The organism is Arthrobacter sp. Y3223166 (assembly GCF_059090935.1).
In genome coordinates, this window is sequence record NZ_JBNHGE010000061.1 from 1 (window position 1) to 12,170 (window position 12,170).

Annotated in this window: 13 protein-coding genes and 1 pseudogene; 2 read left to right on the forward strand and 12 right to left on the reverse strand. The window is 68.8% G+C overall.

The window, feature by feature from the left end:
• The 5 genes and pseudogenes from AC5RUH_RS15930 to AC5RUH_RS15950 form a co-directional block, all read right to left on the reverse strand.
• Window positions 1-222: pseudogene (locus tag AC5RUH_RS15930) on the reverse strand (c-type cytochrome biogenesis protein CcsB); the annotation flags it as partial.
• A 14-nt stretch (window positions 223-236) separates the two neighbouring features.
• Window positions 237-1,820 carry a cytochrome c biogenesis protein ResB gene (gene resB, locus AC5RUH_RS15935; protein ID WP_494110206.1) on the reverse strand — a complete coding sequence of 528 codons (1,584 nt, stop codon included), beginning with the start codon at window positions 1,818-1,820 and terminating at the stop codon, window positions 237-239.
• Window positions 1,821-1,993: 173 nt separating this feature from the next.
• Window positions 1,994-2,782 (reverse strand): cytochrome c biogenesis CcdA family protein, encoded by a 789-nt coding sequence (locus AC5RUH_RS15940; protein ID WP_494000626.1) that lies wholly within the window; start codon window positions 2,780-2,782, stop codon window positions 1,994-1,996.
• A 2-nt stretch (window positions 2,783-2,784) separates the two neighbouring features.
• Window positions 2,785-3,399, reverse strand: a complete 615-nt coding sequence (locus AC5RUH_RS15945) for a TlpA family protein disulfide reductase (protein ID WP_494129071.1) — start codon at window positions 3,397-3,399, stop codon at window positions 2,785-2,787.
• A gap of 54 nt (window positions 3,400-3,453) precedes the next feature.
• Complete coding sequence (locus AC5RUH_RS15950; protein ID WP_494129072.1) at window positions 3,454-4,116, reverse strand: histidine phosphatase family protein; 663 nt, start codon at window positions 4,114-4,116, stop codon at window positions 3,454-3,456.
• A 236-nt stretch (window positions 4,117-4,352) separates the two neighbouring features.
• Here AC5RUH_RS15950 and AC5RUH_RS15955 point away from each other — a divergent pair, with 236 nt between their 5' ends.
• Window positions 4,353-5,168, forward strand: coding sequence for a hypothetical protein (locus tag AC5RUH_RS15955; protein ID WP_494129073.1), 816 nt, complete (start codon window positions 4,353-4,355; stop codon window positions 5,166-5,168).
• Between the two features lie 55 nt (window positions 5,169-5,223).
• Here the strand turns inward: AC5RUH_RS15955 and AC5RUH_RS15960 are convergent, their stop codons facing one another.
• Together AC5RUH_RS15960 and AC5RUH_RS15965 are read right to left on the reverse strand one after the other, a co-directional pair.
• Complete coding sequence (locus tag AC5RUH_RS15960) at window positions 5,224-5,901, reverse strand: redox-sensing transcriptional repressor Rex (protein WP_494129074.1); 678 nt, start codon at window positions 5,899-5,901, stop codon at window positions 5,224-5,226.
• A 166-nt stretch (window positions 5,902-6,067) separates the two neighbouring features.
• Window positions 6,068-6,328, reverse strand: coding sequence for a glutaredoxin family protein (locus AC5RUH_RS15965; protein WP_494012828.1), 261 nt, complete (start codon window positions 6,326-6,328; stop codon window positions 6,068-6,070).
• A gap of 65 nt (window positions 6,329-6,393) precedes the next feature.
• On the opposite strand from AC5RUH_RS15965, the gene AC5RUH_RS15970 reads away from it, so the two are divergent.
• The gene (locus AC5RUH_RS15970; protein ID WP_494012829.1) at window positions 6,394-7,212 is read left to right on the forward strand and encodes an HAD family hydrolase; all 819 of its coding nucleotides are present in this window, start codon (window positions 6,394-6,396) and stop codon (window positions 7,210-7,212) included.
• A 99-nt stretch (window positions 7,213-7,311) separates the two neighbouring features.
• On the opposite strand, the gene AC5RUH_RS15975 is transcribed toward AC5RUH_RS15970, so the two are convergent.
• From AC5RUH_RS15975 to gdhA, 5 genes are all read right to left on the reverse strand, one after another.
• Window positions 7,312-7,410, reverse strand: a complete 99-nt coding sequence (locus AC5RUH_RS15975; protein ID WP_003792170.1) for a 30S ribosomal protein bS22 — start codon at window positions 7,408-7,410, stop codon at window positions 7,312-7,314.
• Between the two features lie 159 nt (window positions 7,411-7,569).
• Complete coding sequence (locus AC5RUH_RS15980; protein WP_493978048.1) at window positions 7,570-7,782, reverse strand: helix-turn-helix domain-containing protein; 213 nt, start codon at window positions 7,780-7,782, stop codon at window positions 7,570-7,572.
• A 147-nt stretch (window positions 7,783-7,929) separates the two neighbouring features.
• Entirely contained in the window at window positions 7,930-9,090 is a 1,161-nt protein-coding gene (locus AC5RUH_RS15985; RefSeq protein WP_494012830.1) for a 3-deoxy-7-phosphoheptulonate synthase, read from the reverse strand.
• A gap of 294 nt (window positions 9,091-9,384) precedes the next feature.
• Entirely contained in the window at window positions 9,385-10,266 is an 882-nt protein-coding gene (locus tag AC5RUH_RS15990) for an N-acetylglucosamine kinase (protein WP_494012831.1), read from the reverse strand.
• 162 nt (window positions 10,267-10,428) lie between these two features.
• Window positions 10,429-11,769 carry an NADP-specific glutamate dehydrogenase gene (gdhA, locus tag AC5RUH_RS15995; RefSeq protein WP_494012832.1) on the reverse strand — a complete coding sequence of 447 codons (1,341 nt, stop codon included), beginning with the start codon at window positions 11,767-11,769 and terminating at the stop codon, window positions 10,429-10,431.
• Window positions 11,770-12,170: the final 401 nt, after the last annotated feature.

Consider the following 12,170-nt stretch of genomic DNA (forward strand, 5'->3'; position numbering starts at 1 on the left):
CCTCGCGCCTGCAGCTGCCGACGCCGCACCGGCGGCGCCGACGAGCACGCCCTGCTCGGCCGCGTCGTGCCCGGCGGCCAGCCGGTCTTCCACCGCCTTGATGGTCTTGCTGGATGTCACCAAATCCCAGCAAAAGGCGATGAAGGCGACGGTGAAGGCCATCGCACCGAGCAGGATGAACAGCTCGCTGTACTGGGCCATGGTCTGGTCAATCGTGGGCATGGGAAGAGATGTCCTTAGTGGTTGTCAACGCCGGCGGCGCTCTTGCTATTGTGCGCCCCGGGGGCGGCATCCGTCAGCCACTGGGTGCGGAAGAGTTTGCTGAGGGCGGCCGCTTCCGGGGCCAGCCGGTGGTCCTCGCCCCGGGCCAGCAGGCCCCATTCGACCATGGTGCGGCCGTCCTCGTGGGTGCCGGCCCGCACCCAGACGCGGCGGCGGCCGATGAACAGGGAGGCGCCCAGGCCGGCCAGGGCCAGCGAGGAGAACACAAGGGCACCGACCTTGCCGGGATCATGGTGGATGTCCAGCGCCGCATAGCGGACGAGGCCGTCGAACGTGACGCTGCCCATCCCGTTGGGCAGTTCCGCCGTTTCGTAGGCGGCGAGTTCGATGCCCCCGTCCTCCTGGTTGCGGTCGTTGAGGACGGTCAGCTCGGTCGTGTCCAGGACGTAGACGTTCTTGGGGTCGCCGTTGTCCAGGCCCAGGTCCCCGTAATAGGAGTTCAGGTACAACCGGGGGTTCATGGGATCGGGGTCGCTGCCGTAGGCCACCCCGTCTTCGCCCTCCATCGCGGTCGGGAGGAAGAACCCCACGAAGCCCAGCTGTTCCGGCTGCGCGTCCGGCGCCTTGATCACCAGCGTGGAGGTGTAGGCGCCGTCGTTCGGGATCGCGATGACGGGACCCTGGTGGGCGATGTTGCCCTCGCCGTCCCGGATGGTCACGACCGGCGCGTAGCCGTTGCCCATGAGGTACACGTTCGTTCCGCCGAGTGTCAGCGGGTGGTTGATTTTCAGCACCTGCTGCTCCTCGGGCGCCCCTGGCTCGGCGCGCACGGTCAGGGTGGCGGTGAAGTCGAGCGGCTGGCCGTAGTGGGTCGGTGATTCCCGGTCGAAGACCACATCGAACTCGTCGAGGCGCATGGAGAACGGCTCCAGCCGGTCCTCGGTGAACCCGGTTCCCGGATTGAAGCTGTCGTAGCCGATGAGCGAATTCACGAACGTTTCGCCCTCGACCAGGATCCGCTGGCCCGTGTAGCCGAACTGCCCGCCGATGGCGACGGACACCAGCACGCCGATCAGCGAGGTATGGAAGACCAGGTTGCCGATCTCCTTGGCGAAGCCGCGCTCCGCTCCCACGGAGGGCCGGTCGGTGTCCGCGTCGCGCACATCCACCCGGTACCCGCGGCGCTTCAGCAAGCGGGCGGCGTCCTCGACGGCGGAGCGGGCGGAAACGCCGGCGTCCGCGGGGACCGCCATGGACCCGTACTCGGGCAGCCGGGACAACCGGCGGGGAGTCCTGGGCGGCTGCGACCGCATGGCCTTGTAGTGCTGGATGGCGCGCGGGATGACGCAGCCGATCAGCGACAGGAAGAGCAGCAGGTAGATGGCCGAGAACCACACCGAGGAGTAGACGTCGAAGAGCTGGAAGCGGTCCAGCCACGGCCCGACCGCGGGATTGTCCGCAATGTACTGGGTCACGACGGCGGGGTTGGCGGGGCGCTGCGGGAACAGCGAGCCGGGCACCGCGGCCACGGCCAGCAGCAGCAGGAGGAACAGCGCGGTGCGCATGCTCGTCAGCTGGGTCCAGGCCCAGCGCAGCATGCCGGCGAGACCCAGCGCGGGGACGGCAACGTCGTCGCGGCCGCGGTTGCGTTTCCGGTCGTCGGCGGGCCTGCGGTCCTTCACGGTCCGGCCGCCGCGATCCGTCCCCGGTCCGGCCGCTGCGGGGGCATCGGCTTGGTCGTGGCGTCCAGCGCCTTCGGGTGTCTGACTCATCAGATCGGGAGCCTCACTTCATTTGCAAACCAGTCCTGCAATTGCGTCACCCAGTCTCCCCATAACCCGCTGGCCATCAGCAGGCCCAAAACCACCAGCATGGCGCCGCCGGCCCGCTGCAGGAACAACCGGTGCCGGCGGAAGAACGCCATGGCGCCCATCCCCCGCCGCACGCCGAGCGCGATCAGCAGGAACGGAACCCCCAGTCCCAGGCAGTACACGAAGGCCAGGAACGCACCCTTGGCCGCATCGGCGCCGCCCGAGTAGGCCAGCGCCTGCACGGCCGAGAAGGTGGGGCCGATACAGGGCGCCCAGCCCAGCCCGAACGTCATGCCGAGGACCGGTGCCCCCCACAGCCCGGCCGGCGGCCGCGACTGGATCTTGCGGTCCCGCTGGAAGTAGGACAGCCCGCCCATGAAGATGATGCCCATGGCGACGACGACGACGCCCAGCACCTGGGTGACCCAGCCGGCTTCGCTTCCCTTCAACCAGGCCCCGAGCTGGCCGAAGATCGCCCCGATGATCACGAAGACGATGGAAAAGCCCAACACGAACAAACCAATGCCGGCGAACATCCGGCCGCGGCGCTGGCGTTCAAGATCCACGCCGGTCAGGCCGGTGACGTAGCCCAGGTAGCCGGGCACCAGCGGCAGCACGCACGGGGACAGGAAGGAGACCAGCCCGGCCAACATGGCCACGGGGATTGCCAGCAGCACGGAGCCGTTGAGCACCGTGTCGCCGAAGGCGCCGCCCACAGTCATCGGCAGCGCGGCCGTCGCCCACCCCATTGCTAGGCGGCCACTGCGTCTTTAATCAGGGCCCGGAGCGTGCCCTTGTCCGCCACGCCCAGGATCCGGGCGGCGACGCGGCCCTCCTTGTCCAGCACCAGCGTGGTGGGGACGGCCTGCGGGGGCACGTAGGCGGTCATCGCCAGCAGGACGTCGCCGTTCTTGTCCATGAAGCTGGGGTACGTCACCCCGAAGTTGCGCTCGAAGGCCTCTGCCGTGGGGCGCTCGTCCCGGATGTTGACGCCGTAGAACCGGGCGCCGTCGGCGAATTCCTCGCTCAACGCCTGCAGGTCCGGAGCTTCCAGCCGGCAGGGCGCGCAGGAGGCGTACCAGAAGTTAAGGACCGTCACCTGACCGACCCAGTCGGCCGCATCGACGGTGGTGCCGTCGAAGAGCTTGGCGGTCAGCTGGACGGGTTCGCCGCGCGAGTCGGGCGCGTACTCGGTGACCGAGCCGTCGCCGGCGATGTAGTTCTTGTTGTCGCCGGCGTTGGCCTGCTGGGCCAACGGATCCTCGACGGAACACGCGGCGAGCGAGAGGGCGCCCAGCAGCCCCGCACCGACTTTGAACGCGGTACGGCGATTGAACGAACGGGGGTTATCGGCAGTCACAGTCACACTTTTCTTCGTGGGGTTGGGGGTGTCCCACTTCTACAACGCGTAGTAATTCTATTATGCTCCGGGCAGGTTCGCCGCACCGGGCAGGAGGTGGGCGCACGGCTCGGCGTAGCGCACCCCGGCGAGGCGGCCGCCGTCGAACTCCAGGGAAGTCACCGAGGCCAGCGTGCACTGGCGGCGGCGGGGATCATGCCAGAGCCGTTTGCCCTCGGCGGCCAGCCGGGTCACCCAGATGGGGAGCTGGTGGCTGACCAGGACCGCCTCGGCGCCCTCCCCGCCGCGTTCCACGGCTATCCGGCGGGCGTCGTCGATGGCCTCGCGCATCCGGGCGGCCTGCGCCGCGTACGGCTCCCCCCAGGACGGCCGGAAGGGATTGTAGAGGTGCGGCCAGTGCCGGGGCTGGTTCAGGTGCGAGCGGATGTCCGCCAGCCCCTCGAAGTGGTTCTCGGCTTCGATGATCCGCTCGTCGGTGACGATCTCGAGGCCGAGGGCCTTGGCGGTCGGGGCCGCGGTCTCCTGGGCCCGGGTCAACGGCGAGGCCACCAGGTAGCTGATCCTGGCGCCGTCGTCGCGGCGTTCGGAAAAGTAGCCGGCGGCACACTCGGCCATTTCCTGGCCCAGCGCGGACAGCCTGAAGCTCGGCAGCCTGCCGTAAAGCACGCGGCCGGGGTTGTGGACCTCGCCGTGGCGGAGCAGGTGGACGGTAGCTTCGGGCATGGGTACAAGTGTCTCAAACCGCCGGTGTTTGCCCAAAAGCCCCGCTGTCCGCCCGTGGGGGTGTAGTGTCTGGCCCCGCTGCCTGCCCGGGAAGAAAATCATCCTTCCGGCCGACCGCCGCGGCACTGGCCTGCATTGTAGTGTTGCCTTAACAGCTGCCAAGCACCTCTGCGGCCGGCGCGCAGGCCTGCCGGACCGAGGGCGACCCGTGTGGATGAGATGAAAAGGAACCGGCCATGAGCACCCCAGTAAACGAACCGAACCAGCCCGGTGACGGGGAGGGCCGGCCCGGAGGCCAGGAACAGCCCCGGTACGGGCAGAACCTGCCGCAATACGGCCAGAACGCGCCTCAGCAGCCCGGCTCGGAGCAGCCTCCCTACGGGCAAAACGCCCCGCAGTACGGGCAGAACCCGCCGCAGTCCGGACCCCAGTATGGACAACAGTACGGGCAGCAGCCGTACGGCCAGGGCCAGCAGGGACAGCCCCCGTACGGCCAGCAGTACGGGCAGTCCCCGTACGGCTACCAGAACGCCGTGCCCGGCCAGTACGGCTACCCCGGCGGGCAGGCGCAGACCGCCGCCAAACCCACGGCGCCGCGCGAGGTCGTCATTGCCTTCTGGTTGATCATTGCTGCCGCCGTGCTGACCGCCATTGAAATGCTGACGGAACTGGCGAACCTGGACGGCACCATGGCGATGGTGCTCAACGACCCGTCGGTCCGCGAAGCCCTGGGCGAGCAGGGCGGCCAGTTCTCCGACGCCGAGCTGGCGGAAATGATGAGGGGTACGGCAGGAGTGTTCATCGTCATCACCGCGGTGATCGCCGTCGGGCTGTACCTGATGGTGGCCTTCGGCGTGAAGGCGGGCAAGAACTGGGCCCGCATCACCGGCGCGGTGTTCGCCGCGCTCTCGCTGTTCGGACTCTTCAACATCTGGTTCGGCACCTTGTCCGTGCTGCTGGGCATCGCGGCGATCGTGCTGCTGTTCCTGCCGGCGTCGAACAGGTTCTTCCAGGCCACCAAGGCGCACAAGTTCGGCGTCTACGGCCGCTGACCGGGAGCGGGTTCCGGCCGCCTGACGGCCGGAACCCGGCGGGGCGCAGCAGTGTTCAGCCGTGCTCCGTCGCCTGCGCCCGTTGCGCGTGGTACGCCAGGATCTGCAGTTCGGTGGCCATGTCCACCTTGCGCAACTGCACGGATGCCGGAACCTGCAACACCGCCGGCGCGAAGCTGAGAATGCTCGTGACGCCGGCTTCGACGAGCCGGTCGCAGAGCCCCTGGGCCGCACCGGCGGGCACGGCCAGGACCGCCATGTTGGTGCCGGTCTGGCGCAGGATAAGTTCCAAGTCACCGATCGGGCTGACGCGCATCCCGGAGACCTCCGACCCGACGACCTGCGGATCCGCGTCGAAGAGCGCCACGACTCCGAAGCCCTTGGTGGTGAATCCGGAGTAGCCGGCCAGGGCCCGGCCCAGGTTGCCGATGCCGACAATCGCGACTTTCCAGTCCTGGGTGAGCCCCAGGGCCGCGGCAATCTCCTGGCCGACCAGCCGCACGTCGTAGCCCACGCCGCGGGTACCGAACGACCCGAGGTAGGAAAGGTCCTTGCGCAGGGTGGGCGGGCTCACGCCGGCGGCCTCGGCCAGTTGCTCGGACGATATGCGTTCCGTACCCTCGGACACCAGCGAATTCAGGGCCCGGAGGTAGATGGTCAGGCGTGCGAGCGCGGCCGGCGGGATCTCGTGGCCGGATGGCTTGGCAGCCTCGGTATCCGGGAGGTGGGTCACTGTTGTCGCTCCGATGCCTGCTGCGGGGCTCCGGCCGTGCCGTTTCCAGCCGTTCCGGGTCCTGGGTGCCGCCGGCGGCTGTCCAACCGCAGGCTTGTGTCCCCCCAAGATTAAGCTCCCCCGCGCCGCTCTCCAACTCCTGTGACGCCGGCCGGGCCGCCCCGGACTACTGTGTGAGCAGCCGTCGCAGCCGGTCCGGATCGATGTGCCAGAAGTCCCGCTGGACGCCGTCGATCATGACCACGGGGATCTCCTCGGCGAAGCGCCGTTCGAGCTCGGGGTCCTCGAGGATGTTCTTCTCTTCCCAGGCGAGACCGAGCTCCCCCGCAACGCCCCCGACGGTCTCCCGTGCCGCCTGGCACAGATGGCAGCCGGGTTTGGTCAGCAGCACCAGTTCGTGCCCGGGGCGCGTGTCGGATCCACTCATGCCTTCCACGGTAGCGGCCGGTGGCGCTGAACGGACAATCTCCGGCGCCTCGTTAGACTCGAAGCATGCCCAAGACCGCCGCCGGCCATGCACAGCGCGCCTCGGTCTCCACGGACCCGGGGACGGAAGCGGCATTTTTCGACGTCGACAACACCCTGATGCGCGGCGCCAGCCTGTTCCACGTGGCCCGCAAGATGTACCAGAGCGGCGCCTTCCGGATGCGCGACGCTGCCGGTTTCGGCTTCAAACAGGCCCGCTTCCTGATGCGGGGTGAGAACCTCAAGGACATCCAGTCGATCCGCGACACGGCACTGGCCCTTGCCACCGGCCTGCTGAGCGACGACGTCAAACAACTGGGCGACGAGGTCTACGACGAAGTCATCGCCTCCAAGATCTGGCCCGGAACCAGGGCCCTGGCGGACCAACACCTGCGGGTGGGCCGCAAGGTCTGGCTGGTCACGGCCACGCCGGTTGAAGTGGCCGCCGTCATCGCCGACCGGCTGGGCCTGACGGGCGCCCTGGGCACGGTGGGTGAAACCGAAGACGGTGCCTACACCGGACGACTCATCGGGGACATCCTGCACGGGCCGGCCAAGGCTGTCGCGGTCGAGGAGTTGGCCATCCGCCAAGGCATGGACCTGGCGCGTTGCTGGGCCTACAGCGACTCCTACAACGACGTCCCGCTGCTGACCCTGGTGGGCAACCCGGTGGCGATCAACCCGGACGCCAGGCTGCGCCGGCACGCCCGGGAGAACAACTGGCCGGTCTACGACTACAGGAGCGGCCGGCGGGCGGCCACCTTGGGTCTCAAGGCCGCCACCGGTGCCGGCGCGGTCTACGGTCTCTGGCGCGGGGTCAACAGATTCCGGCGACCGGCGGCGTAACGGCCGGACCCACGCCGGCGGGGATGAAAACCGGTTAACGGCACAAGGCCCGCCAGTTTCCTGGCGGGCCTTGGAAGAAAAGGGAACCGGTTGTCGGTCCTACTTCTTGTTGCGGCGCTGGTGACGGGTCTTGCGAAGCAGCTTACGGTGCTTCTTCTTGGCCATACGCTTGCGGCGCTTCTTGATAACTGAACCCACGAGTCCCTCATTCACTGATAGTTTCGTCAGCTGCCGGTGCCCGGCGGGGCACACGTCAACTCACGGTTTTCGACGATGACGTAAAACGTTCCTTAACAGGGTACCGCCTCCGCGCCCCCCGCTTTGACCGTCGGACGGCAGCCGGCCCGCTCCGGAGCGTCAGGCCGTCCCGGTCTCCCGGTCGATCACGGCGCCGCGCAGGTACTCCTCCACGGCCGATTCGGGCACCCGATAGGAACGTCCAAAGCGCACGGCGGGCATCTCGCCCGAATGCACCAAGCGGTAAACGGTCATCTTGGACACGCGCATGACCGCGGCCACTTCCGACACCGTCAAGAAGCGCACACTCGAGAAATTGTTCTCGTCAGCCATTACGCACTGTTCCTTTACTGTAAGCAACACCGGCGGCGTGCCGCCTTGCCCCGCCCCAACAACCGTCTTCCTAGATACTTTAGAGGCTGTTGTGGCAAAAGTGAAAGTGCACACTGTAGCTTAAGCATTTTAACCAAGCACGGCCTTTTACCCTCGGGCCGCTTTCGTGGCGCGGTTCCCCGCGGCCGACGCCAGCTGGGCCAGCACATCCGCCGTGACGTCCCACTCCATGCAGGCATCCGTGACACTCTGCCCGTAAACCAACGCCGCTCCCCCGCCGTCCTGGGACACCTCCAGTTTCTGTGCCCCGCCCACCAGGAAGCTCTCCAGCATCAGGCCGGCGATGGCGCTGCCGCCAGCTTCGACCTGCGCGGCGATCTCCAGCGCCACCTCGGCCTGGCGGTGGTGGCTCTTGCCACTGTTGGCGTGGCTGGCGTCCACGATCAGCCGCGGATTCAGGCCGGCTTCGGCCAGCGCCGCGGACGCGGCCGCCACCTCCTGGGCTCCGTAGTTCGGGCCGCTGGCGCCGCCGCGCAGGATCACGTGGGTGTCGGGGTTGCCGTTGGTGGAGACCAGCGCCGCCCGTCCCTCGCCGTCGATCCCCAGGAACACCTGTGCCGCGGCCGCAGCGTGGCAGGCGTCGAGCGCAACCTGCAGCCCGCCGTCCGTGCCGTTCTTGAAACCCACCGGCATGGAGAGCCCCGAGACCAACTGGCGGTGGATCTGGCTTTCGGTGGTGCGCGCACCGATCGCTCCCCAGCTGACCAGGTCCGCCAGGTACTGCGGGCTGATCGGTTCCAGGAACTCCGTGGCCACCGGCAGGCCGAGCTCCGCCACCTCCAGCAGGAACGTCCGCGCCAGCCGCAGGCCAGCGGCGATGTCATGGGAGCCGTCCAGCCGCGGGTCGTTGATCAGCCCCTTCCAGCCCACCGTGGTCCGCGGTTTCTCGAAGTACGTGCGCATCACGATCAGCAGCTCTTCGCGGTGCTCACGTGCCACCTGCGCCAGGCGGCGCGCGTAGTCCAGGCCCGCCGCGGTGTCGTGGATCGAGCACGGTCCCACGATCACCAGGAGCCGGTCGTCCACCCCGTCCATGACCGCCCGGATGTCCTCCCGGCCGCGGGCGACGACGGCGGCGGCCTCGGCGGTCAGGGGCTGTTCCTGCAGCACCTCGCCCGGTGACGGCAGCGGGCTGAAGCCGCCCACCCGCAGGTTGTTCGTGCTGCGCGGCGAGGCCGGGTCGGCGGCTGCGACGCCGGCCGGCGTCGGCGCTTCGGTTTCCAAGAGCTGGTTGGCTGCTGAATTCATGGTCGGTGTCCCGTCTGTTGGCGGCGGGACTTCGCTACAGAACCCGCCGGAGAAATGGCGAAGGGCAGAGAATCATCTCTGCCCTGTTGGCTCTGAAGGTTGGTATGCGTAGGCGCTAGGCGGTTACGTCAGGCCCCTCCAGAGCCAACGCAAAATACGCATACCAACGAGTCGTCATACCCGGAACTGTACGCCCGGTCCGCGGGGGAAGGAAAACGCGGGCCCGGGACATGACAGATTATGACGACGGCGGGGCGCCGGCTTCTGCATCCGTAGGTGTGGGGCGCCGGCCGCTCAGGCCAGGCCGGCCAGCACGTCGATGCCGAAGACCGGTTCCCGGTCCAGCGGGCGGAGGTCTGCGATCCCGTGCGGTTCCAGTGCGGCGGCGAGCGAGCGTTGGAACCGCGGGACGTTCATGCCCAGCCCGCCGCCGAGCACCACCGGGCCGCCCATGCCCAGCCGCCGGGCGACCAGGGCAATCTGGCTGGCCAGGTCGGCGGCCGCGCGGTCGACGATCGCCTCTGCCGCCGGATCGGCGCCGTCGGCGGCGGCCACCACCAGGCGGGACTTGCCCGCCCAAAACCGCCGGTCGGTTTTCGCCGAGTGGAACAGCGCTATCAGCTCGGCCGGCTCCTGCAGCCCGCAGTCGTCCAGCAGCAGGTCCGTGAGCCGGTCCCGCCGCAGGCCCGCATCCAGGCGGGCGAGTGCGTGCCGGACGGCTTCCCGCCCCAGCCAGTAGCCGCTGCCCTCATCGCCCAACAGGTGCCCCCAGCCGCCGGCGCGGACCTCAAGCCCGGCCTCGTTGATGCCCCACACGGACGATCCGGTTCCGGCGACCACGCCGATCCCGGTGCGGAGGCGTCCGGCGGCGAGCACCAGGCGGGTGTCGTGGACAACATGGACGACCGCCCCGTGGGCCAGCGGGGCGATCAGGGCGCGCAGCGCCGCGGCGTCGCCCTCGGTGTCGATTCCGCCCGCCCCTGCGTAGACCGCCGTGATCCCGGTCGCGCCGAGCCGGCCGAAGACCTCGGCGAGGGCCGCGGCGGCCTGGGCGGGGCTGGCGTTCTGCACGTTGGCGCTGCCCGCCGTGGCTTCGGCGACCGGCAAGCCGTCGTCCAGCCGGATGCCGTGTGTCTTGCTGCCGCCGATGTCCAGCCCGATGAGTCTTTGCACCATGGGGTGAGCTTACTCGGGGCGTCCCGCCGCCGCGGAGGCCGGGCCGGAACGTCCGTCAAGCCTGCCCGGACCCGCGGGATGACCCGCACACCACCAGAACGAAACGGTGCCCGCCGTGGCGGGCACCGTCGTCGTCATCAGTGCTTGGCTGTGTGGGCTGCCTTAGATGAGGCCCAGGGCGAGCATGGCGTCGGCTACCTTTTTGAAGCCGGAGATGTTCGCGCCCGCCACGTAGTTGCCGGGCATGCCGTATTCCTCGGCGGTCTCGGCGCAGCGGTCGTGGATGCCGACCATGATGTCCGTCAGGCGCTGCTCCGTGTACTCGAAGGTCCAGGCGTCGCGGCTGGCGTTCTGCTGCATCTCCAGGGCGGAGGTGGCCACGCCGCCGGCATTCGCGGCCTTGCCCGGGCCGAACAGCAGGCCCGCGTCCTGGAAGATGGAGGCGGCTTCGCTCGTGCACGGCATGTTGGCGCCCTCGGCGACGGCGACCAGCCCGGACTCCACCAGGCGCCGGGCGGATTTCTCGTCCAGCTCGTTCTGGGTGGCGCACGGCAGCGCCACGGTGCAGTCGACGTCCCAGATGTTGCCGTCGGCCACGTAGTGCACGGCAGAGCCGCGGCGCTCGGCGTACTCCGAAATGCGGCCCCGCTCGACTTCCTTGATCTGGCGCAGCAGTTCGACGTCGATGCCGGCCTCGTCGACGATGTAGCCGCCGGAGTCGGAGGCGGTGACGACCGTGGCGCCGAGTTCCTGCGCCTTTTCGACGGCGTTGATGGCCACGTTGCCGGAGCCGGAGATGGCCACGCGCTGCCCGTCCAGGCTCTGCCCGCGGGTTTTGAGCATTTCCTGCGCGAACAGCACCGCGCCGTACCCGGTGGCTTCCGGGCGGACCAGCGAGCCGCCCCAGCCGATGCCCTTGCCGGTGAGGACGCCTGACTCGTAGCGGTTGGTGATGCGCTTGTACTGGCCGAACAGGTAGCCGATTTCGCGGGTGCCCACGCCCATGTCCCCGGCCGGAACGTCGGTGTATTCGCCGATGTGGCGGTAGAGCTCCGTCATGAAGGACTGGCAGAAGCGCATGACCTCGCCGTCGGACCGGCCGCGCGGATCGAAGTCGGACCCGCCCTTGCCGCCGCCGATGGGCATGCCGGTCAAGGCATTCTTGAAGATCTGCTCGAAGCCCAGGAACTTGATGATGCCCAGGTAGACCGAGGGGTGGAAGCGCAGGCCGCCCTTGTAGGGGCCAAGCGCGGAGTTGAACTCCACGCGGAAGCCGCGGTTGATCTGGACGTTGCCGGCGTCGTCCACCCAGGGCACGCGGAAGATGATCTGGCGTTCGGGCTCGCAGATGCGCTGCAGGATGGCGGCGTCGGAATATTCGGGGTGCCGGGCGGACAGCGGCTCGAGGGTTTCGAAGACTTCGGTGACGGCCTGGTGGAATTCCGTTTCGCCTGGATTGCGCCGGAAGACTTCGTCGCGGACTTCAAGCAGGTGGGCATCCATGGGTGCGTCCCTTCACTAGCTGACGTATGGGGGCACTCAGGTTGCTGCGGGCCCTCACACAGAAAACCATAAGAAGCGGGATCTAAGAAACACACCTGACACATCGCCGAACCGCCTCGTAACGCGCCGGACGGCGGTACAGTTGGCCGGTTTGTCGCACTGCGCCGGGCAGTTCCGGCACCGCTGGGCGCGGTGGCGGGGCGGAAAGTGCCGGCCGTCACGGGCGAACGCGCCCGCCCGTCGGGGCCCGAATGTGCGGCTCCTCACGCCCCGGGGCCCTCCGCGTCCCGCATGGGTGGCCCCTCTGGTACTCCGCCGGGCTGCCGCCTCGTGCGCCGCCGGGCTGCCGCCGGGCGTCGTCTGAGTCCAGGCCGGGCTGCCGCGCGCAACGGCTCCGGGGT